This is a genomic window from Mucilaginibacter sp. P4_C11 (genome assembly GCF_056402115.1).
Genome location: NZ_JBFUIA010000049.1, coordinates 1 through 22,407 on the forward strand (window position 1 = coordinate 1; position 22,407 = coordinate 22,407).

Consider the following 22,407-nt stretch of genomic DNA (forward strand, 5'->3'; position numbering starts at 1 on the left):
ACTAAGGCTTTACTACGAACGAAAAGTCAACGTCGAAAAAAAGAACAAAATGAGCGTAATTAATGCGGTCAGGAATAAACTTGTGCAGCGCATCTTCTCCTGTGTTAACCAAAACAGAAAGTATGAAAAAAATTATCTTAAATTAGTTGCATAGATCATAGAAATCGACGCACGAAGCAATCATCGACTATGCATGGAAAAGCTATTAGGGTGCTCCCAGTATTTTGCCCCAAAGCGCTTTCCCAACGCACATGCAAAAACTTCCTATGCCCTACCACCGCACAGCTCCACATTGTTTCGCCCGAAGCTGTTCTGCTGACTATTTGGGTACGACGAAAGCTTCGACAGGAATTGGTATTGGTAATCAATGACTTAAAGTTATGCCGTTATAAGCGATAGCGTGGCAATCCCGTTGTATGCATGGCCGATTTGGATAGTTCTGGATTGCTTTGTGCTTACCTACGGCGTATTTTGTTTTCGAGGTGTGCGGACCTGTCAGTCTGAGCTTGTCGAAGACTCGTGCGGAGAGGCCTTTGCCCGCTATGGTTCGACAAGCTCACCATGACAGCCCTTTTTTACGATGTTATTCCTCCTTCAGAATTTCACGAAATTTTACCACTCAGCATGACAACGCTCTTAGCATGTCATTCCTTCAGACGATTGCGTAAGGGATTGGCGCGTATACCGGCCAATGTGGTTAAGGCCTGTGCAGTATGAGCAAAAAGCCCGACCCCAACTTCTACCAGTTGGGGTTACGCCCTATTACATTAATACACTTTCAGTTTTTTGCTTCTCTCCAATCTTCTGGTTTTCCAGTTCCTCAAAATATTTTTTCTTTACAACGGTGGTCATTTTATGATCGCCGGTGTGGCTCCAGCCGGGGGGCATTACGATGTACAGGAATTTATTCTTGATACCGGGGGCTTTGTACACATCTTTGGCTAAAGCTACTATTTCGCCAAAATAGGCATCCAGGAAGCTGTTTTTGATCATGGGGCGGCTAATGCCATATTCTATCGGGATGTTGCGGTCTTCGTTTTGGTAGGTGCCAAAAACACGGTCCCAGATGGGGAGCAGGTTGCAAAAATTGGTATCCATATAGGTTACGTTGCGGGCGTGGTGCACCCGGTGGTGCGATGGCGTAAGGATAATGTTGTTCAGGAAACCCAGGCGGGCATCTTTCATCGCATTTTCGCCAATGTGGATAAACGTGCCCCAGAAACCATCAATAAACATGATAACGCCCAGCATAAGCGGGCTAACGCCTAATAATATACAAACCGTAGTACGGATAAAATCGGCATACGGAGCCTCTAAAAAGAAGTGCGCATTGCTGATGGCAATATTCATGCTTTCGGGCGCGTGGTGGGTGGAGTGCAGGCACCAGAACAACCTTACCTTATGACCAAAATAGTGGTACAAAAAGTGCGCAAACTCCCAAACAATATAGCCATATATAAACCAATACCAGGTGAACGACGTTTTAAAAATGGCATACTTTTCAAACAGGCCTATACAAAGCACCACCATGGCAATTGAAAAATACCTGCCGATAAAGRAATTGAAAACGAACGAAAAAAACGACAGCTTATAATGGATAACATTAAAACGTTTATAAAACGCCCCGCGAATTATCTCGAGCAGCAGCAAAAAAGGCATAATGGGGAATAGAATAGCCTGGAAACCTTCGTAGGTAAGCAGCCTGCTGTAATTGCCGGATTTTACAATGTCGGTTAAGCTACCCCAGCTGCCCCAGCCAAAAAAGCCTTTAAAAAGATCAAGTATGTAATTGAAAAAAGTACTCATCTGAATTTTTATAATTGGTATAACCGGCAGGTTAATGTATATACATTACAATATTATAAAAATAGATTTACAAAATGAAAAGATTTGGGTGCTGTAACATGTAACAATTTGCCCTGTGGTGTGGCGTTTAGTAAACAAAGGCTTCCATGTGCTGCACGTGCTCTTCAAACTCCAGCAGGTAATTGGCATCCTGTTCAAAATACCTGGCCTTTTCGTAATCTTTGCCGGCAAACAACTTAATTGATTCAAACGAATCCCATTTGGTAACCGTCCAGAAATGGCAAACATCGCCGTCTGTTTTTCGCCATATTTCGGCAGATAGGTTGCCTTTTATGTTTTTGTATTCGGCGATGCCGGTATCTTCAACATATTTAAGGTATATGTCGGCATCGGTGGCTTTTGTGCGGCCGTGCCAGATACGTGTTATCACTTTTTCCATAAACTATATAACGCGGGCTTTAAAAGTTTGTTTAGCGGCCAAATTGATTTGATTTGACGTACTGATGTAAAACAGAATGCATAGGTGTATGTTATTTGCACAGCAATATAAATCAAAAACCCGCACCCAAAAGCGGGGTAAAAACACAGTTATGAATATTTATCAACAAAAATGGCTAACGGTATTGCACCATACCAACTTGCCCGGATGGAAGATTGAGGCACAGGGAGATGATATTTTTATTGAAATGCCCCACGTTACCGATTTGAAACTAATACGCGATAACCTGCCCGAAACACTGGCTTTAATGGCCCTAGATATTGCAGGGCCGAAAGAAAGGTTGAAATTTATTATCCACAACGGTTACGAGCAGTTTGATTACCTGCTAAACCCGGGTGATGCCGATTTGAATAAAGCTTGATGTACTAAACGACCATCATTGAGTATCCATTAGGATGATCCTGAAGAAAATGGGGATGACGTGTTGGCATTAGAGCAACACAAAAACCATGTCATTGCGAGCGCAGCGCGGCAATCGCGAACTGTGCAGGTCCGCCATACATAGTTCGCGATTGCTTCGTTCCTTATAATGACGCGCCTGTAAGTCGCTGACTGTCAACATCACATATCCGTCATTGCGAGTGACACCAGCTTAGGCTGAAAAAAATACTAATGACATGGTTGCAAGTGGGGCGGTTGCAGACGCAATAATATTTTGTGGATCCTTTAAAAAAGCGGTGGAAACGTGCGATTCCCCTCTCGAGAGGGGCGGAGGGGTGTGTTTATGCACGCGCAATAAAACGCGTGCAAACACACCCCTGCCTACGCGCCTCCCATCCCGCCCCCTCTCGAGAGGGGAACAAAATATAAGAGTTGTCTAATCGCATCTCGTACATTAGAAACCAAAAAATATCATTGATAATCAACACCTTAAAAACAAGTCATTATAAGGCACGAAGCAATCCCCTACATGCTAAGTCCCACATAGTTCGGGATTGCTTCGTACCTCGCAATGACGGTAGTTTAATGCATTCGTTTAACTATATCCGTAGCACGTCATAACGATTTTTTTCAGATTTTACCTGATAGATACTCGCAATGGCATAGATTGAATAAAAAAACAACTTTGATAATCAATAGATTACCAGTGCGTCATTATAAGGCGCTGAATAAATTATTCACTCCTCAAACTTTTCACCGGGTTTGCTTTTGCCGCTTTTACGGCCTGGAAACTTACGGTTATAAGCGCAATAATTATGGCCGCCAGGCCGCCTATCGCAAATAACCACCAGCTTATATCAATACGGTAAACATAAGCTTGCAGCCATTGGTGCATGTAATACCATGCAATGGGTGCGGCAATAGCAAAGGCTATTGTAATAAGCATGATAAATTCTTTTGAAAACAAATAAACTATACTGCCCGCGGTAGCGCCAAGTACTTTACGGATACCAACCTCTTTTATCCGCTGCACCGCCATAAACGAAGCCAAACCATACAAGCCCAGGCAGCTAAGGAATATGGCTATAGCCGCAAAAATTTTATATAAAGCCGATAACTGATTTTCCTGTTTGTAGAAACCTGCAATTTTATCATCCAAAAACTTGTATTCGTAAACAAAATCGGGAAATGTTTTCTCAAATATTTGTTTAACCGACTGCAGTGTGGCCGCAATGTTGGTGGTTGCCAGTTTTACCCCAACCTGGTTGTACATGGTTACGTTTGTAGTAACAAGCAAGGGTGCCAGATCATGCCGAAATGATCTGTCGTTAAAATCCTTCAACACACCAACAACAGTGCATTTTATTTGATCGCCCCATATGCTTATCTCCTTGTTCAAAATATCCTCCGGCTTTTTTATTTCTAAGCTTTTCAGGAGCGATTCATTTACTAGAAATTCTCTTGTTGTTTGGGAAGGCTGTAAATTTCGACCGGCTATCAGCGTTAATTTATAAGCCGGTATATATCCCTCGTCGGCAAATTTGGTGATCGCCTTAAAATCTGTTTCTTTGATGGCATGATTAAACCGCATACTGCTCCAGGTATCATTAGCATCTTCAACCGGCGTGTTTGAGCTGTAACTTACCGCCTGCACACCATTTACCAACAATAACTGTTGCTTTAAATAATCCAGCCTGCTTATGCGAAGACTATCTACCCGGAACGGAACATTTACAATGGCATCTTTATCAAAGCCTAAAGGCTGATCCATAAAATAGTTCATTTGCTTTACAATTACCAGCGTGCCGATAATGAGTGCCTGCGCAATGATGAATTGAAACACCACCAACCCCCGTCGTAATGAAATTCCGTTTGCCGGGCTTGCTGTAAGCTTACTCTTTAAAGCATTAACCGGGTTGAAGCGTGATAAAACGATAGATGGATAAAAACCGGCGAGCGCGGTTACAACAATTGTTACCGTTAGCAGAAATAAAATAATTGTGGGGTTATTCAATATATTGAAAGAGAGCGAAAGCTCTAACAATCCACTTACATAAGGTAATGCCAAAATGGTAAACAAGGCTGCAAGTATTACGGCGCAGGTAACAATCAAAAATGTTTCAATAATAAACTGGGTTTGCAATTGAGCTTCGCTGCTCCCCAAAACCTTGCGCACGCCAACCTCTTTTGCCCGGTTAACAGCTTGCGCGGTAGATAGGTTGATAAAGTTTACGCAGGCAATTAACAGGATAAATGCCGCTATTAGCCACAATACGTTAAGTAGTTGATGACTAATTGTTCTGTTGCTGTAATTGCCCACCTGCGTATCATAATGCACCGCGCTTATAGGCTGTATAATATGGCTATCCTTGTTGGCAGGCGATTGTACCTTTTGTGAGTAGGCCCGTAATTGCTGGTTGAAATTCTCGACCGATACATTGGGCGGCAACAAAACATAACAACCAAAGTCGGGTACGGTGTTCAGCCAATCGGTAGATTTTGCCAGGTAACTCCCGGTAAAACCGGTTCCAAAGGCTACCACAAGCTTCAGCTGAAAATCGGTATTCGCCGGTATGGTGGCAAGTATGCCCGACACTTTCAATACGTCGGTACCGTGTTCAAACATGTAGCCGCCGCCCTGCAGCTTAATGGTTTTACCTATCGCCGTTTTCCAGTCGCCAAAATATTTTTCTGCAACCTCTTTGGTCAGCAGTACATTGTTAGGGTCTTTTAATGAAGCATATGAACCTGCAAGCAGCGGAAAATCAAATATTTTAAAGAATGATGGATCGGTGTAAAATACGCCGCGCCGCTCCTTAAACACCTGGTCAGTATTTCCATTATTATCAAGCGTAATCAACTGATCATTTTGGCTTGCAAAAACCGGGGCCAATTCTATTTGGGGGAAGGCCGTTTTTAACCCCAATGGCATTGGAAAAGGGACATCTTTCCCATAGGTAATATTTGCCGATTCGGCGTGATGGTATTCGGTTAACACCCTATACGTGCGGTCTTTTTTCGCATGAAAACCATCAAAGCTGGTTTGGTATTGTATGATGATAAAAATTACCAGGCAAACGGCAATGCCAACAGCCATACCAATAATATTAATAGCCGCATAGCTTTTGTTACGTGTAAGATTACGCCAGGCTATTTTAAAATAATTTTTGAACATATAATTGCGATTTAATTTGTGAGGAGACCACACAGGGGTGGTTTCCTGGAACGAAATTACCTTCGCAAAGCGGGGCGACCGCCCCAAACTATAAGATGGGCCTTCTTTTTTCTGATGGTTTTTATATTCGGCCGGGCTTTTCCCGGTTATTTGTTTAAAAGTGCGGTTAAAAGTAGTTTTAGAATTGAAGCCCGATTCAAATGCAATACCCAGCAGGGTGATATGGTCATAAGCGGGATCCTGCATTTTTTGAACAACAGCTGCCACACGATATTCACCGATAAAATCATTGAAGCTTTTTTTGAGTGCGGTATTGATGATGCGCGATAATTCATGGGTGCTTAGTTCAAGCTTTTCGGCCAGCGAGCTTAAGCTGAGTTCCGGGTCCTGGTAATACAGGCCTGCTTGTACGGCTTTTTTTAGCCAGGTGCCCCTTTGCTTCATTTCGGCCGGAAGGGGTGGGGTAAACAAGGCCGGTGTTTCGGCTGGTACACTTGTTCCCTGCCTGAAAAAAGCGACTGCCGAAAGCCAGGTGGTCATTACTGCTAATAAGAAATACAAGGGATAGTAAGCATGTATGCCTAACTGATGATGGTAATAAAAATAATCTATGGCGATATAAGGTATCCACAATAGCCATAGCAGGCCAAAAATGGTGAGTAAGCGATGCAGCCACCGCAATTGGTATCGGTAACGGTCATTCACCGTATTAAATTCCAGCTGTTGGTAAAAGCGTTCTATCTGCCTGAAAGATAGATACAAGTATAAGGTGACAGAGATAAAGGTTGCGAGGTCCAGCACCGGCCCCAGTTGCCTAAAGATGAGTGTATCATAAGTGGCTGCTCCAGTATGTATACTCTCCCTGATCTCCAATATCCAAACGGCCAGTTGCAGCAACCATGGACTAAAATGCGGCAGATCCTTCCACCGGAATTGATATTTGGGCCGGGCTATTTTAAGTACATAAAAATAGATAAGGGGGCCAAGCGCGATGGAAAATTGCAGCGGCAGCCAGCTCCAGCGGGGAATATAGCTATCCAGCCGGATGTCGACGCCCAATACCCAGGCCATCCACAAAACGGTAGTTGCCAGGGCCAGGCCAATAAACCGGTTTGCAGCCCGGTTAACTCCTTTGGCCAAGCCTAACTGCAAGCTAAAAGTTAGCCCGATAAATATCGCTCCCAGGAAAACCAGGTCGAACAGGCTGATATGGAATGTGTATGGATTCAATTCAAATATTTAAACGCAATCGCTGTTCCAAACATATAACTTGTTGATAATATAAAAGTTGTATAAAATAAAATATGTGTGCTGTAACAAAACCGGACATTAGGTCGTCCGGTTTTGGACTGTGTAGTAGGCTGTGTAGTAGGCTGGGTATATAGCCGGTATACCTATCAGTCTGACGCAAAATTTTGTCTGAACCGGAATTTATAGAATTAAAGAATTTCCAGAATTTGCTTTTAAATTCTGGAAATTCTAAAAATCCGTGTAATTCAGGTTCAGACAAATACATTTGGACTACAAAGTCTACACCTTCTATCTAATGATGAAATTTATGCTGATATTTTTTCTATCTTCAAAACCAATGAACTAAATAATAAATGGGTACATATTTTTTGGATGCTATTAACTTTATTGGTCACTATGTAATTAGGGTATATTTATCAGCATTTTAGTAATTATTGTTAGCAGAAAGCTATTTAAAGGAGAGATAAACATTCAAAACGCCGTCAATATTATTGCCTGTATTTTAGTGGGGTATGCTATGTTATCGCTGTTATATTACCTCATCTATTTTATCCTCCACTGGCACGGGGATACCTATACTACAGCTTTTTGGGCAAGGGCGACGGGAACATATTGGTTTGCGTATTGGCTAATGTTAGTATCCAATATCATTATGCCCTTGTTACTGCTCTTTAAAAAACTGCGACTTAAAATCTATGTGGTATTCATGTTATCGGTTATAGCAAACATCGGATGGTTATTCGAATCATTGGTGATACATGTTACAGGTATCCATCGCAATAATTCTCCCGGACTAAGTGTGTTTTTACCTTATAGCCAGGAATTTATCACTATTTTAAATGGGCTGTTACTCGGAGTTGGTGTAATGGTTACAGGGAATTTAAGATTCAAAACTGCTCCTGAATTATAGAAAAACTGTTTACGAGATTTCGTACCGATTTATTTAATAACCTCAAGTTCGGGTCTCCGACAAACTTGCGTGCGCACTACGAATCCAGTTTGGCTTTGGTTGATACCAAAACAACAGAAAGGCCCATGAGCGCTATAAGCACAAATGACGCCCGAAGTGTGGCGATGCCTGCAATAAAGCCGATAACCGGTGGACCTACAAAAAAGCCAAGGAAACCTATAGTTGATACGGCAGCCAAAGCAACGCCGGGCAGCATAGTTTTTGATTTGCCGGCAGCGCTGTACACCATGGGCACAACGGATGATACACCTGCGCCAACTAACAGGAACCCGAATATGGCGGTGTAAAAATTAGGGAAAATTACAGCGATAGTAAGGCCGGTAGCTGTTAGGGCACCGCTTACCTGTAAGGTGCGTTTTAAGCCATACCTATGGGCAAACCCATCGGCCACAAAACGCCCGATAAACATGGTACACATAAAAGCCGTAAAACCAATACCCACCCACTCGGCAGGCGCAAGCACAATTTTTTTGAAGTAAATAACGCTCCAGTCAAACATGGCCCCTTCGCATATCATCGAACAAAATGCAATGATACCTAATTTAATGAGCGATTTGTCGGGCATAACAAAAGCAGGCCCGGCGCTGGCTACCTTATCATCTTTTAAATAACGGGCAGATATAGCCAGCCCCGTTATGATAACCAGCAGCATAAACAAAAAGTGATATACGGGCGCTATTTTAAATGCAATCATTAGCGTGCCAAAGCCGCCGCCGACAAAACCAGCCAGGCTCCATAAACCATGGAAAGAGGCCAATATGGGCCGTTGGTATATTTCTTCGGCAGCCACGGCCTGTGTGTTAACAGCTATGTTAACCGCGTTGCTGCTGAAGCCAAAACAAACCAGGCAAATAATAAGCTGAAAAGTGTTTTGGGCCAGGCCCAACGTAACCAATGCACAGGCATAAACCAGCAATGCGCCGATGAGTAACCTGCGGCTGCCAATTTTGGTAATAACCCAGCCGGAAAATGGCAGCGATGCCATTAAGCCAACGGGCAACGAAAATAATACAGCGCCAAGTGCCGCATCGGATAGCCCCATGGTTTGCTGCACAGTAGCTATACGCGACGCCCAGCTTGAAAAGCTTAGCCCGGCCATAAAAAACATAGCGCCCACCGCAATGCGCAGTGTTCTTTTGTTATTTAAAACCGGTAGGGCGGGAGCATCTATCATTCTACTTTTATTATACTAAGTGTATTTTTTACACTTAGTTATGTTAATGCAAATATAGGTGTTTTATTGACACAATGAAAATGCTAAATCGTTTTTTACTTTAGCTTGTTTTTTTGAAAATAAAAATGCTAAATCGTTTTTTACTTTGGCCTGTTTTTTCGAAAATAAAAAAGCAGTTGCTTTTACACAACTGCCTTGCAAATATGACACTGGTTTGGGTAAGGTTACTGTTTTAAGTTAAACGACCCTTTAACATGATGGGTATTAAATGATGCGTCCATCTCGTCGCCGCTAAATGTGCCTTGTACAGTTCCCTTGGTATTAGATGAATGCGTTAAAATTGTGGCTTTTGCCTTACCTGTTGCCTGGGCGGTAAGCTGCAAGGTTGGTGTGGTAATAGTTGCCGCGAAAATATCGTAGGTGCCTGGTGTTATGCCTGTAAAAATCAAAGTAAAAGAAGTATTCAGGTCTTTTGGGTTAAGCATCCCAATTTGTGTAGCCCCGTTTGGATAAAGCAGGCTCACGCCCGGATCGGTCGGTAAAAAAACAACAAACACTGTGTTTGTATTATAGGTAACGATAGGATCGCTATCCACCTGGTACGATATAGTACCAACCGGACCAATAGCCACATCTCCACTACTGCCTGTTCCTGTGCCGGTACCTGTTCCAGTTCCAGTTCCCGTTCCTGTTCCAGTTCCAGTTCCAGTACCTGTTCCTGTGCCGGTACCCGTTCCTGTCCCTGTACCTGTACCAGTACCAGTGGTGTCTATTTTGACAGCATTAGCCGGTATAACGTCGCCGCTAAGCCTACAGCTGCTTACAGTAGCAATTAAAAATAAGCCGGTAAATAAATTATAGTATATTTTTCGCATACATACATCGTTGATCTTCAATTCGTTTTACTGCTTTAAATATAATATTGTTTCGCCTTATTTAAAAATGTTTAAAACTATTTTTCGCGCTAATTGTATAAAGCGGGATTAAAAAAAAGGTATAGGCTAAATAACGAAATTTATTTAACCTATACCTTCTGAAATTTATATCAAATGAAATATTGTCGTAAAAAAACAATATATCGGATTTACAGCTATTAATCAGTAATTAAGCGCAGTCGCTATCCGGTCCGCACGATTCTCCTTCAATAATAGTTAGCGCCGGTTTGCTGTTTTCCTGCTGCCATTCGGCAAATGATTTTTCTATAGTCTCCTGGAAAACGGGAACCGCCTGCGCGCCCGATACACCATATTTGTTATTCATCACAAAAAAAGGAACACCCCTGATGCCCAGTTGCTGCGCTTCGGCAATGTCGTACTTCACATCGTCAGCATAAGTATCGCTTTCCAGCACTTGTTTTATTTCGGCTGAATTAAGGCCAATGCCGCTGCCCAGGTTTACCAGGGTATCGGTATCATCAATATTTAAACCCTCGGTAAAGTAAGCTTTAAACAACACTTCTTCCGCTTTGTCGCCCAGGCCATGCTTCTTAGCCAGGTGGCTAAAACGATGCGCTTTAAAACTATTGGCAACAACCGACCGGTCGAAATCATAGGTCAGGCCAACTTCGGCCGCCATCTGGGTTACGTGGTTGTTCATTTGTTGGGCGTATTCAAGCGTCCAGCCTTTTGCATCGGCCAGGTACTGGCTAATGTTAATCTTGGGGTCGGTTTTCATATCCGGGTTAAGCTGAAAGCTTTTCCATTCAATTTCAACCTGGTCTTTATGTTCAAATTGTTCCAAAGCTTCTTCAAACCGGCGTTTGCCTATATAACAAAAGGGGCACATTACATCGCTCCAGATCTCTACTTTCATCATGGTGTTTTAAATTATTTGCTATACAAATTTAAACTAAGCGTTTAGCATCACCGTAAGGGCAAAGTAAAATTTAAGTGGCCCGGCAACGCAATTATATGCTTGCCGAACTTGTATTTGCAACCGGTTTTTGTTAAATTTGTATAGAGCGATAGGGGCGGTTGTCTTTTTAAAGATAATCGCCCCTGGTTGTTTAAAAAGCAAATCGCCACTTGTTGTTTTGTTTATTTAAATATCTGTATTTAAGTAATTTAAATATTAAAACATGTATTTAAAAGTATTGTAAAAGTATGCCAAAAGTGCGTAAAAGTATCAATAAAGTATGCCAAATATGTATTAAAAGTACTTGAAAAGTAATCGTTTGGTACAAGATATCCGGCATCCAAGGCGGATAGATATGGGTCTGGCCGGACGCGATTAGCCGGTCAATAAAATCTAAACTTAATTAGGATAAGCGGCAGTAAAACAATTGCTTTGTATACCCTGAAATAATTACACCATCAATGCAAACGCGTCATACCTCTTCTTGTTTATTATCCTTGTTTATTTTATGCTGCAGCACAGCCATCGCCCAGCAAAAAACAAAACCTGCCGGTACCGGCGATAACCTGTTCAGCGCCGGCTTTGCGTCGGGTTTTATAGGCGGCCTGTATGATAACTGGTATCCCTATAAGCAACTTGAAAAACATGGCGATTTTGGCCTCGGCGCCCCCGGCCACCTTGATGGCGAGCTGCTGATGCTGGATGGAAAGATATACCAAACAAGATCAACAGGTAAAACGACCTTGGTTGCCGATACAGGTAAACTACCTTATGCAATAGTTTGCTTTTTTAAGGCTAAAAAAACGTATAAGCATACCGGTAACTTAAATAAAACAGCGCTTTACGCCCTGATGGATAGCTTGCTTACCAACCAAAACGGTATTTATGCCATCCATATTAAAGGTAAATTTAAGTTCGTTAAAACCAGGGCTTTCCCGCCGGTTGAAAAGCCTTACCTGCCGCTTGCCTCCATGCTAAACAGGCAGCATTTTTTTGAACATACCAACGTACAGGGCCACCTTGTTGGCTTCCGTATTCCGGCGTATATGGAGGGGGCGCATATCAGCGGGTATCATTTTCATTTTCTGTCGATGGATAAAACCGCCGGCGGCCACCTGATTGACCTGGACGCGACTGATATTACCATAGAAGTTGATACCCTTACCAGCTACACCATGGATTTGCCCCAAACTGCCGATTTTAATAACTTCGACTTTAAAAAAGACCGCAAGGAAGAGATAAAGAGCGTGGAAAACGGTAAGAAACAGTAGTTACCAGAATAAATTTTGCCGCTTATTGTTGTTTAATTAATTTTTTAGATAAATTAGGGTCGATTATAAAACCTTGTATTTAAATTTATTAGCTGGCTGCAACGCCCGAAACACATTAAAGCTGGTATGCCTTATATCCCATTAGACGAAAACCTGCCCGGAATTACCGGTTTGCTTAATTACAGGCAGGATACAGCTTTGCCCATACGGCAGCTTACCCAAATCCTGTTGCGGGGAGAATCGACCCTGACGGAAGGCGAGCGCGAATTAATTGCCACCGTGGTAAGCAATGGTAATCAATGCCGCTTTTGCACCAACGCCCACACCGCCGCCGCTGATGTTTTGTTAGGCGATACCGAAACTGCCGAAAAGGTAAAAAACGACCCCGACAACGCCCCGGTAACCAAAAAAATGAAACATTTGCTTGAAATTGCGCGCCAAACGCAGCAAAACGGCAAAAATGTAACCCCCGAATTGGTTGCAAAGGCCAAACAGGCCGGCGCTACCGACCTGGAGTTACACGATACTGTTTTAATTGCCGCTCTTTTTAGCTTATATAACCGTTATGTAGATGGATTGGCCAGCGTAACACCAACCGAACCTGCTTTTTACAATCGCTTGGCGGGTATCTTAAAAACAAATGGGTACCTGCCATCGGCAAACAGGTACGCCGCCTTAAATGCAGATTAAATGAAGAAATATATACAAAGACCAGGAATATTTTGGATTGGGATTATTTTGTTGGTGGTACCGGGCCTGGTACATGCCTACCTGCTGATGCCTTTTCCCGGTAGCCAGGATTTGAATGCCATTACAGTATGTTATTACCTTGAAAAAATAGTGAATCCGTTACGCTTGATAGGCGCAATTTTTATTATTTGGTACCTTTTTAAGTTCTACTCAAAAAACACGCAGAAAGGTAAAATAGTTAAAGCCGTGGTATTGCTACTTTGCCTGGGCAGCTTTTACATTACCGATTATATGTACAAAGCCGAAACCATGTTTAAAGAAACCGGGGCTGCTAAATTTGCCAACGGATTATCAAACAAAGTGCCTTTAAATTATTTGGTTGTGGGTGTGGTAAACAATGGCGTTGCCAAGGCTTACCCGGTTATTTATTTGGGCTATCATCACAAAGTACAGGATAATGTGGGCCAGCAGCCTGTTTTGGTTACCTATTGTACCATGTGCCGCACGGGCAGAGTTTATAACCCAATTGTGAATGGCATACGTCAAAATTTCAGGCTGGTAGGGGCAAGGCATTATAACGCCATTATTGAAGACGAAAGTACCAAAACCTGGTGGTACCAGGCTACCGGTAACGCCGCGGTTGGTAAACTAAAAGGTCAGCATTTACAGGAATTGCCTTATGAGCAATTAACTCTCGGAGCATGGTTGCAAAAGCACCCTACATCGCTTATCATGCAGCCTGATAAGTTGTATGCTCCTGATTATGCCGATCTTAAAAATTATGACCGTGTGCAGTACATAGATAAAGATAGTACGCTGAAAAATAAGGATTCGTTAATCCGCAAAAGCTGGGTTATCGGGGTAATCATCAACGGCCAGGCCAAAGCTTATGACTGGCGGCACATGTTCCACAAGCGGATATTGAATGACGAACTTAACAACAATTCGCTATTGATAGGCATCGAGAAGGACAGCCTGAGCTATCACGTATGGAATACCGTACTCAATGGCAAAACACTCCATTTCGACCTTGATAAGAACGATCAGCTTACCGACAAGGAAACAGCCTCTGTTTGGGATTGGGATGGTTTATGTACTTCAGGGGCTCAAAAAGGCCAACGGCTTATCAAAGTGCAGGCCTACCAGGAATATTGGCATTCGTGGAAACATTTTCACCCCAAAACCATATTCTGGAAAGAAGGTGAACGTGAGGAGCCTTTGGCCGTTATTTTTGGTTTTTAGCTTAACCTAAATAACAGCAATAATTTTTGCTACATCGCCATCGTTTAGCAGGTCGCCGTTATCAATGTTCGGGTAATATTTGTTCAGAATTTTTTGGATAAGCAGGTAGCTTTCCATCGACTGGATAGGAGGGTTGGCCAGTTCATTGATGATAGAACCGATCATTTTTATTTTTTTAGCTTCATACTGGTTCAGCACAAAGTCAGAAGTCTTTTTTTTGCGGCTTTGAGTAATCAATTCGTCCAGTTTCTTAATCTCCTCAATCAGATCAATCAGCTTTAATACTTCCACTTTTTTCATCGGCGGTAAAAATAAACAAATAATGTAGATGTACAGATTTTAGATTTCAGATGTGCAGATGAAAGTGGATTTGAGGATTTGAAAATTTGAAGATTTGAAAATGAGGGGTTGCTATAGATTATAATTCAATAATTCAATAATTCAATAATTCAATAATTCTTACCCTCGTAACAATTCTCCCTGTCAGCCGTCTATAAACCATATGCTTCAGCTTGAAAAAGGAAAATATTTCGGGATCCAGAATAAGGCTATTCATTTGGATAACCTTATCATTACTGATACCGAGTATACACATGATAAGGTTGACTGGCATACGCATCAAAACCCGTACTTTACTTTTTTGCTTACCGGCAACATGCAGGAAACCAACAAAAAAGAAAGTTATGAATGCAGCGCCGGAACTTTGTTATTCCATAACTGGCAGGATGCGCATTGCAATACCAAATATCCCGGCTATACCCGTGGCTTTCATATTGAATTGGAGCAGAATTTTTTTGACAAGTACCAATTGCCTTTAAGCCAGATAGAAGGCAGCCTGAAACTAGACAACCCGGTTTTCAAACTGCTGTTCCGCAGCATGTCCATGGAAACCAAATACGCGGCGGGTATCGAACTGCTTTCAATCCGCGAATCGCTTTTTAAAGTTTTTGGCTTGTTAGTCAATGAAAAATGCCGGGAAACAGCTAGGCAGCCAACCTGGGTTAAAAAAATAAAAGAGGTTTTAAACAGTAATGATATATCCGCTTTATCCTGGGATACACTGGCATCCATAGCGCAGGTGCACCCAGTACATTTATCGCGCTGTTTCCCTAAATATTTTAATACCACTGTTGGCGATTACCTCAAAAAACTACGAATAGAACAGGCGGCCGGGTTATTAACCAAAGCAGGTGTTTCACTTACCCAGGTTGGCTATGAATGCGGTTTTGCCGATCAGAGCCATTTTATCCGGAGTTTTAAGCAGGCGGTAGGGGTTACGCCATTGCAATACCGAAAAATAATTACCGCACGTTAACAATGTGCTATTTTGCCGGCATTATTGCCATTACTATTGTGGTATAAAATATATATCATGTTATCAGGCAAGTTTTTAAAAAATAGGTTACCCGGGTTGTTATTTCTGTTGCTAATCAATTGTAGCTGCATAGCCCAGATTGGGATGAAACCATACGAAGGCCATTGGGAGGGCTTACTAAATCATCCGGAGAATTTCAGCATCAATGTATCAGTAAAAAAGTTGAGCGCTAATGCATATACTTTTCAATTGTCATCATCCGGGAAATCAATTCAAAAGAAATTTGGCTTATTGGCCAATAAATTTGATATCAAAATAGATAGCAACCTTGCTGTTAAGGGCATTATCGGGGAGGGGAAAATCCGGCTCTTCATCCGTTCCGTTCAGTGGAGCTATCACCTGGTATTGAAACAGCAACCAGGAAATATTTATACCGGCCGGTGGAATATTCTTTTTGTGCCCAACCTGAAGCCTCAATTTTATATTGATGTGGAAAATACTGATTCAACCAAATACGAAGCTTATATTTTCCTGGGCGATCCCCGTTTTTCGGGGTTCGCCAGTGGCGGGCTAACGCTTACAGGTGATAGTGTTCATTTCGGAGATTATCGCACCGGGTTAAAGTTTAATGGCAGAATTTTAAAGAATGCAATAAACTTACAGGCGTCAATAGCCGGCTTGCCCATTGCTGCGGTTTCATTGCGCCGGTCGGTTAATGATTGGGATTTAACAGGCGGAAATCCCAAAATACCATTTGATGGTAAAGTGCCGGCCGATATGCAGGACGGCTTGCCTGTAAATAGTTTAAAAGCTGCCGGCTTTGGCGTGCGTTATTTAAAGTTGATGGCAGATAGCATTAACGCCAATAAAATCACCAATACGCATAGTGTGCTCATTAGCCGTAACGGAAAGCTGGTTTATGAGCAATATTTTAATGGCTATGATGAAGCAACGGTGCATGACCTCCGTTCGGCCTCAAAAAGTATCTCGTCGGCAATTGTGGGCATTGCCATGGATAAAGGACTGCTGAAAGATACGGCCCAAAAACTGTTTGGTTTTTTACCGGCAAAACACAAACACGCCGCCGACGGCGATGCCAGGAAACAAGCCATCAGTATTGGCAACCTGCTTACCATGAGTTCGGGCCTTGATGCGATAGACTTCGGGATTGATCGTAAATCTGTAGCATCCGAAGACGAATACCAAAACTCGGCCGACTGGCTTAAAACAGTAGTAGAGGCACCGATGATCAATTATCCGGGGACGCATGCCAATTATAGTTCAGCTAACCCGTATTTGTTGGGTGTAATTTTAGATACTGTTGTAAAACAACCGCTCGATTTCTTTATAGATCGGAACCTTTTTGAGCCCTTAGGCATTTCCAACTATATAGTTTTTGACGATCCGTTGCATCGCCCGTATTTTGGAGGTGGAATGCTGCTGCGCCCGCGCGATCTATTGAAATTTGGTTTGCTTTATGCTGATGGTGGTAAATGGCAAAACAGGCAGATCATCAACAAAAGCTGGGTTGACGCATCATTTAAAAAATACCTGGTTCTTGAAAATCACAATGAGAAAAACGAGTATGGGTTTTTATGGTGGCATTACCATTATAACGTAAACGGCCAAACCATTAATACCATTGAAGCCCGTGGGGCGGGTGGCCAATACATTTTTATTGTGCCGCAATACCAAATGGTCGTAGTCATTACATCCGGTAATTTCAGGAACCGGAGGGTATGGCAACCTGAAAAAATCATGGAAAATTATATTTTGAAGGCGGTAATGGCTAAGTAGTGTAAAATATTGGCCCTTAATTTTTTTTATAATAATTTGGTAACTTAAGTGTTTAAAAAACATCTTATCTTAGATATCAACAAAATTAAATTATGAAAAGAAAGTTTTTTACTACAGCATTATTGGTTGGCTGCTTTATGGCTTGCCTTGCAGCCATTGCCGACCTTAACGGAAAATGGGCCGGAAAAATTGACATTGGCGGCACCGAGTATCCCTTGCTTTACAATTTTAAAATTGAAGGGGACAAATTAACAGGAACGGCTTTAACGCCCGAAGGTGATGTGCCTTTAACCAATGGTAAAACAGATGGTACCACTTTCTCATTCAGCATAGCTACCAGCGGAATGGATATTGCTCATACCGGCAAATTTTACGGCGATTCAACTGCTATTGACCTGGAAATTAACGGCTCAAAAAATCATGCCGTTTTAAAAAGAGCTGAAGAAAAGAAATAAATACTTTTCAAATAAAAGAAAAATCATGTTGAAACTTGTTTCGGCACCTCATAAAAAGTTCGCCATTATATTGGTTTGCCTATGATGTGCTGAAACAAGGTACGCATGATCTGTTATATTTTCAATGTGTGAGGCTTAGCCTGCCTAAGACTGTAAACGAGGTAGATATAACGCCCCCTTAATACTTCCGGATGTAAAACAATCTTGCACTGGATTGGGAATTCTTAACTTTTCTTCTTCGCAAAAAAAAGACTGCCCTTTTGAGGCAGCCTTCATAAGCAACAAGGTAGTGGAAATATTTTAGTTCACGTTAACTTTTAAAATGATCGGGATGATATCGCCGCTTTTCGACGTACCTGTAACACTCATTTTTCCGGGCTGGTATTGCAAGCTGCCGGGGGGCATCAGGCGGGTACCAAGTACTTCTTTAAGTTTATCCATCATAATTGGTTTGGCGCTTTCTTTTACCTGGGTAACAATGTCGCTTATGTTTTCTATCTGGTTGTAGCTGTATAAAATCACCATATTATCAAGGCCGCTAACATCCGTGGTAATAACCTTATTGTTGCCCGGTATCTCCAACACCGCGTTATCGTAAATACGTGGCACCTCGGTTACATTGCCACTCAGGCCATGTGCCGCGCTAAAAGCTTCATTTTTACTGAAGGGGTATAATACCTCGCCCTTGCCATTAGGATCGATACTGAACACATAGATATAACAGTTAGAGCTCACATTTTTTGCAAAAAGGCGTAAATAATCGCCTTTGCTAAATTCGGCATGCAGTGTATATTCGTTATTCTCGAGCTTTGGACTCACGGCATCAAATACAGGCTTATCCTTTTTATCGTCCCATGATTGGAAGCGTTCTATCGCGAAATCGCCGCCAACTTTCACCGCGGCATCGGGAGTGGGCCGATCATCAAGCGTTACCTGGTAGCCGTAATTGGCAAGCCTGGCAAAATCTTTATAGCTGATATTAAAGTACCCGCCATTGCCCCAGCCTATGCCCCAGCTGTTCATCACCTCGAAGGTTTTTAGGTAATCGTTGTAGCCTACTATGCACATAGCATGCGACGCCAGCTTTTGCTCGGCAGCGGGGTTGGGCGACCATAGGAAATTAGTTGAATTTACATCATAAAAGCTGGAATATAGCTGAAAGCCGGCAACAACTGGTTGATGGTTTGCAATGCTATAACGGGTTTCATCAACCTTTTTAGCCGAATCGGAATTAAGGGGAAATACCGTTGCAAAATCTTTAATGCGGTATGGCAAAGCCACAGGCTTTAAAGGTTCAATATCGCCCAAATGATTGTCAGATGTGTAATAAGTTTGCGGGTTAAAATCGTTTATGGAACACGCTCCCTGCTTTTTGAGTACGGTTAATGCGTCGTTCAGCCTTGACCCGCGCTCGCAGCTATTGGCTATTTGTACATATACAAACATTGGCGATTTGGCATCACTGGTAATTTTTGCCCTGTCGGTTATATTGTTTTTGTAAGCCCATGAGGTGGTAAGGGCACCATAACTGGCGGCCCAGCACACGCAGGAGTTACACTGCCCCTGGTTACCAGGATAGGGGGTGTAGTTTTTGAGCGAAAATTGCGGGGCTGTAACCGGCGATTTACTGCCAACGGCCAACCGTGGCGCGCTGTTATATAAGGTATCATCCAATATTAACCCAAATTGCCCGCTGTTTTTAAACAAGGTATCTTGCTTCGCTTTTAAACCAGAGTATCGTATATCCGGCTGTGTTAAGTCATAATGCAAGGCGCGTGTTTTAAGTGCCAAGGTTTTTGACTGGGCCATCACTCCGATACAGCAAACCAGGTTTAATATGATAAATACAAGTAAAAGTACAGGTTGCTTATTCATTTTAAGTGCTTTTTATCGATGACAAGTCCGGCTATTTTATATAAATGCTAACATCGCCCCGGGGATTTACCATTTTGGGCGTTTGCGTAACCGGGTTACCGTTTTCGTCTTTCTTACCCGCCTGGCTTATCAGGTCGGCCACCCGGATTTTTACATACTCAAACAATTCATTCATGGTCACAAAGCCATTGCCGTCTTTGTCGGCCTTCATGTCCTGCAGGCCATCTTTTATTGCCCTGGTAAAAGCGCCATTTCCCCAGCTTTCATCTTCCCAGCTTTTTTCGGTGCTGCTGCTCGAGCTGATGATGGTAATGCCGTTGCCTGATGTTGCCATCTTATTAATTTCGCCGGTTACGTCCTGTAAGGCCGCCTTGCCGCCATCGCCCAGCCCGGCACCACTGTTGCAGGCATCGATAAAAATAAATTTCTTACAATTCAGTGCCTCCAGTTGGTCAACCACCTGGCTTTTAAAATCGATAGTTGTTTGCCTGCTATTGGTGGCCTTATAGTCCGACCCGGTAATTACCAGGTGCCCATTTTCAATTAATCCGTGCGATGAGATAAACAACATGAGTACATCGCGCTCGTTATATTGCTTGCCGGCCCACATTCCAATTTCGTTGGCCATATTTATAGCTTTGGCATCATCGCCTATCAAAACTTTCGCACTTACATCATGAAACAATTTGCCGGCGCCTTTTTGCTCGCTGAATATATTTGCAAAATCGGTCGCATCTTTTTCGGGATATTTTAAGCTTTGCCCTTCGGTACCTATGGCCAGTATGTGCAGGCTTATATCCTGCGGACGATAAACAACAGTAAGGTCATCGCTTGGTGCGTAATTTTTGTATGCAAGCCTAATAACGCTTGTATCAAGCCCTACCTTGACGGTGGTTATATAGGTGTATTGATAAGTATTTGCCTTGCGCTTTAAATCCTCGATACTGGCGGTTGTCATTTTATTGCCGTTGCTTACATCGGCATTGTTCATATAAAGGTGAAACTCCTTTGCATCAAGCGGCACGTTGGAATTTACCTTTATTTTAATCTGGATTTCATTGCTGTCAAAAGGTTTTAAAACACCATTGGGCAGGCTGCTCACGTCGTCAACCGGCTTAAGCCACTGAAAATTCACAAAAGTGTTATTTGCATTGTTTTCCGGCGGTGCAATTGTACTTTGGTTTACAACGGGCGGTTGTTGTGGCTGGACTGTTTCTGCCTGTTTTATGGGTGCAGGATTAGCAGGCACATTCATTGCCGCTGTTTCGGTTACCGGAACAGGTTTTGCCGGCGAAGGTGTTGCAACGGGTGTGGTAGCCGGGGTAGTTGGCTGCGAACTGCTTGAAGATGAGTTGACTGTGGGTTTAGTAACCGGTACCGTTGCCGTTACCTTTGATGCTATGGCAATTGCCCCCCCTCGTTTATTCAATTTAGCTTCGGCATCGTCGCGGTATTGCCAGTAGGGGGCGCTATCGTCCTCTTTATAATCGGTACTGGTATCATCATCTTTTATAGCCAGTTCATGCTTACCCATCATATAATAGGCGTACCCCCGGTAATTATAAGCTTTGGGATTTTGCAGGTCGAGGCCAATGGCTTTGCTGCAATCTTCTATCGCTGCCTCATATTTTCCCAGTTTTATCTCGGCGTTACCGCGATTACGATAAGCGCCTGCCGCAAGTTTAGGGTCTAACCGAAGCGCCGTATTGCAATCATTTATAGCATCAACGTTTTTACCCACTACAGTGCGCGCAAAGGCACGGTTGTTATAATAGGTAGCGTTGGCCGGGTCGATAGAAATCGCCTCCGAAAAATCATTTATTGCCTCATTATATAAATGTACACACACCTTTGCATTGCCGCGGTTGGCATAAGCCGACGCATATTTGGGCGAAATACGGATAGCAGCGGAAAAATCTTTTATAGCCTCAAGCACCTGCCGCTGTTGTTTATCCATTTTATCTGTTTTACCAAGTATATACCGGCATGTGCCTCTGTAGTTAAAAGCCAGCGCGTTGGTAGGATAAACGCGAATAGTACGGTTAAAATCTTCAATGGCCTGTTCATACTGGCCAAGGTTAAATAACGATAAAGCTCTGACATTGGTTATATCAGCAATATTTTGCCCAAAAGACAATGCTTTGGTACAATCGGCAATTGCTCCTTCATTATCTCCAGAGCTTTGTTTGTCTATAGCGCTCTTTAAATAACTTTCGGCAGTTTGCTGGGCATTTAGGGTAATAGCTGAAATTAGTAAAACAAACGCGAGTAAAAGTTTCTTCATAAATAACAATAATTACAATATATTAAAATATAACGTGCGATTTAACTCTTGCTTAAGTCGATCGGGTGTGTAGTTTGCAAAAAACAAGCTGGAGTATGGCTCATAATTATTTAAAGGTTAGGTGTTTAGTAGTAATTTATCGATATAGTGAATTTAAAAGTAAAGCAGGCAACGTATTCTAAATTATTAGCCTCAATCCTTGTGTACAACCTAACTAATTTGCTGCGTTTATATTTTAAATATAACTACAAATATTTTAGTTTTTATCTGTGCTGAAATATTTAAAAAAAGCAGGTAAAACTTCCCGTTGAATTGAATCAGCTTCAAAAAAAATCTTTAATTCCAAATTTGGATAGCAACTCAAATCG

At 42.4% G+C, this 22,407-nt stretch carries 16 protein-coding genes; 7 read left to right on the forward strand and 9 right to left on the reverse strand.

The annotated features are described in order from the left end of the window. Positions 1-762: 762 nt before the first annotated feature. Together AC1DU2_RS28470 and AC1DU2_RS28475 are read right to left on the reverse strand one after the other, a co-directional pair. A complete protein-coding gene (locus AC1DU2_RS28470; protein ID WP_477388759.1) occupies positions 763-1,806 on the reverse strand; it encodes a sterol desaturase family protein in 1,044 nt (347 codons plus the stop codon). 127 nt (positions 1,807-1,933) lie between these two features. Further along, positions 1,934-2,245, reverse strand: coding sequence for a hypothetical protein (locus AC1DU2_RS28475; RefSeq protein WP_477357182.1), 312 nt, complete (start codon positions 2,243-2,245; stop codon positions 1,934-1,936). Between the two features lie 151 nt (positions 2,246-2,396). On the opposite strand from AC1DU2_RS28475, the gene AC1DU2_RS28480 reads away from it, so the two are divergent. Next, on the forward strand, positions 2,397-2,666 hold the full coding sequence (locus AC1DU2_RS28480; protein WP_477388760.1) for a hypothetical protein: 270 nt from the start codon (positions 2,397-2,399) through the stop codon (positions 2,664-2,666). A 753-nt stretch (positions 2,667-3,419) separates the two neighbouring features. On the opposite strand, the gene AC1DU2_RS28485 is transcribed toward AC1DU2_RS28480, so the two are convergent. The 4 genes from AC1DU2_RS28485 to AC1DU2_RS28500 all read right to left on the reverse strand — a co-directional run bounded on the left by AC1DU2_RS28485 (position 3,420) and on the right by AC1DU2_RS28500 (position 11,071). Beyond that, on the reverse strand, positions 3,420-7,091 hold the full coding sequence (locus AC1DU2_RS28485) for an ABC transporter permease (RefSeq protein ID WP_477388762.1): 3,672 nt from the start codon (positions 7,089-7,091) through the stop codon (positions 3,420-3,422). 1,007 nt (positions 7,092-8,098) lie between these two features. Continuing rightward, positions 8,099-9,256 (reverse strand): MFS transporter, encoded by a 1,158-nt coding sequence (locus AC1DU2_RS28490; RefSeq protein WP_477388764.1) that lies wholly within the window; start codon positions 9,254-9,256, stop codon positions 8,099-8,101. Between the two features lie 224 nt (positions 9,257-9,480). Continuing rightward, entirely contained in the window at positions 9,481-10,131 is a 651-nt protein-coding gene (locus tag AC1DU2_RS28495) for a hypothetical protein (RefSeq protein ID WP_477388766.1), read from the reverse strand. A gap of 229 nt (positions 10,132-10,360) precedes the next feature. Continuing rightward, a complete protein-coding gene (locus AC1DU2_RS28500) occupies positions 10,361-11,071 on the reverse strand; it encodes a DsbA family oxidoreductase (protein ID WP_477388768.1) in 711 nt (236 codons plus the stop codon). A gap of 500 nt (positions 11,072-11,571) precedes the next feature. On the opposite strand from AC1DU2_RS28500, the gene budA reads away from it, so the two are divergent. The 3 genes from budA (at position 11,572) to AC1DU2_RS28515 (ending at position 14,313) form a co-directional block, all read left to right on the forward strand. Continuing rightward, positions 11,572-12,381, forward strand: a complete 810-nt coding sequence (budA, locus tag AC1DU2_RS28505; RefSeq protein ID WP_477388770.1) for an acetolactate decarboxylase — start codon at positions 11,572-11,574, stop codon at positions 12,379-12,381. Positions 12,382-12,507: 126 nt separating this feature from the next. Further along, positions 12,508-13,071: a carboxymuconolactone decarboxylase family protein gene (locus AC1DU2_RS28510; RefSeq protein ID WP_477388772.1), complete on the forward strand. Its 564-nt coding sequence runs from the start codon at positions 12,508-12,510 to the stop codon at positions 13,069-13,071. Continuing rightward, on the forward strand, positions 13,072-14,313 hold the full coding sequence (locus AC1DU2_RS28515; RefSeq protein ID WP_477388774.1) for a DUF3179 domain-containing (seleno)protein: 1,242 nt from the start codon (positions 13,072-13,074) through the stop codon (positions 14,311-14,313). Between the two features lie 6 nt (positions 14,314-14,319). Here the strand turns inward: AC1DU2_RS28515 and AC1DU2_RS28520 are convergent, their stop codons facing one another. Beyond that, positions 14,320-14,613 (reverse strand): hypothetical protein, encoded by a 294-nt coding sequence (locus AC1DU2_RS28520; protein WP_477357161.1) that lies wholly within the window; start codon positions 14,611-14,613, stop codon positions 14,320-14,322. Positions 14,614-14,815: 202 nt separating this feature from the next. On the opposite strand from AC1DU2_RS28520, the gene AC1DU2_RS28525 reads away from it, so the two are divergent. From AC1DU2_RS28525 to AC1DU2_RS28535, 3 genes are all read left to right on the forward strand, one after another. Further along, positions 14,816-15,628 (forward strand): helix-turn-helix domain-containing protein, encoded by an 813-nt coding sequence (locus AC1DU2_RS28525; protein ID WP_477388776.1) that lies wholly within the window; start codon positions 14,816-14,818, stop codon positions 15,626-15,628. A gap of 144 nt (positions 15,629-15,772) precedes the next feature. Continuing rightward, positions 15,773-17,425 (forward strand): serine hydrolase domain-containing protein, encoded by a 1,653-nt coding sequence (locus AC1DU2_RS28530; protein WP_477388778.1) that lies wholly within the window; start codon positions 15,773-15,775, stop codon positions 17,423-17,425. A gap of 92 nt (positions 17,426-17,517) precedes the next feature. Further along, positions 17,518-17,880: a hypothetical protein gene (locus AC1DU2_RS28535; protein WP_090644786.1), complete on the forward strand. Its 363-nt coding sequence runs from the start codon at positions 17,518-17,520 to the stop codon at positions 17,878-17,880. Between the two features lie 300 nt (positions 17,881-18,180). On the opposite strand, the gene AC1DU2_RS28540 is transcribed toward AC1DU2_RS28535, so the two are convergent. Together AC1DU2_RS28540 and AC1DU2_RS28545 are read right to left on the reverse strand one after the other, a co-directional pair. Continuing rightward, a complete protein-coding gene (locus tag AC1DU2_RS28540; protein WP_477388780.1) occupies positions 18,181-19,755 on the reverse strand; it encodes a C1 family peptidase in 1,575 nt (524 codons plus the stop codon). 31 nt (positions 19,756-19,786) lie between these two features. Next, the gene (locus AC1DU2_RS28545) at positions 19,787-22,039 is read right to left on the reverse strand and encodes a tetratricopeptide repeat protein (protein ID WP_477388782.1); all 2,253 of its coding nucleotides are present in this window, start codon (positions 22,037-22,039) and stop codon (positions 19,787-19,789) included. Positions 22,040-22,407: the final 368 nt, after the last annotated feature.

What these genes read in the sequence shown, in the direction of transcription:
- AC1DU2_RS28475 (WP_477357182.1), bottom strand. Translation starts at nt 2,245, where the DNA reads ATGGAAAAAGTGATAACACGTATCTGGCACGGCCGCACAAAAGCCACC.
- AC1DU2_RS28480 (WP_477388760.1), top strand. Translation starts at nt 2,397, where the DNA reads ATGAATATTTATCAACAAAAATGGCTAACGGTATTGCACCATACCAAC.
- AC1DU2_RS28490 (WP_477388764.1), bottom strand. Translation starts at nt 9,256, where the DNA reads ATGATAGATGCTCCCGCCCTACCGGTTTTAAATAACAAAAGAACACTG.
- AC1DU2_RS28495 (WP_477388766.1), bottom strand. Translation starts at nt 10,131, where the DNA reads ATGCGAAAAATATACTATAATTTATTTACCGGCTTATTTTTAATTGCT.
- AC1DU2_RS28500 (WP_477388768.1), bottom strand. Translation starts at nt 11,071, where the DNA reads ATGATGAAAGTAGAGATCTGGAGCGATGTAATGTGCCCCTTTTGTTAT.
- budA (WP_477388770.1), top strand. Translation starts at nt 11,572, where the DNA reads ATGCAAACGCGTCATACCTCTTCTTGTTTATTATCCTTGTTTATTTTA.
- AC1DU2_RS28510 (WP_477388772.1), top strand. Translation starts at nt 12,508, where the DNA reads ATGCCTTATATCCCATTAGACGAAAACCTGCCCGGAATTACCGGTTTG.
- AC1DU2_RS28515 (WP_477388774.1), top strand. Translation starts at nt 13,072, where the DNA reads ATGAAGAAATATATACAAAGACCAGGAATATTTTGGATTGGGATTATT.
- AC1DU2_RS28520 (WP_477357161.1), bottom strand. Translation starts at nt 14,613, where the DNA reads ATGAAAAAAGTGGAAGTATTAAAGCTGATTGATCTGATTGAGGAGATT.
- AC1DU2_RS28525 (WP_477388776.1), top strand. Translation starts at nt 14,816, where the DNA reads ATGCTTCAGCTTGAAAAAGGAAAATATTTCGGGATCCAGAATAAGGCT.
- AC1DU2_RS28530 (WP_477388778.1), top strand. Translation starts at nt 15,773, where the DNA reads ATGAAACCATACGAAGGCCATTGGGAGGGCTTACTAAATCATCCGGAG.
- AC1DU2_RS28535 (WP_090644786.1), top strand. Translation starts at nt 17,518, where the DNA reads ATGAAAAGAAAGTTTTTTACTACAGCATTATTGGTTGGCTGCTTTATG.
- AC1DU2_RS28540 (WP_477388780.1), bottom strand. Translation starts at nt 19,755, where the DNA reads ATGAATAAGCAACCTGTACTTTTACTTGTATTTATCATATTAAACCTG.
- AC1DU2_RS28545 (WP_477388782.1), bottom strand. Translation starts at nt 22,039, where the DNA reads ATGAAGAAACTTTTACTCGCGTTTGTTTTACTAATTTCAGCTATTACC.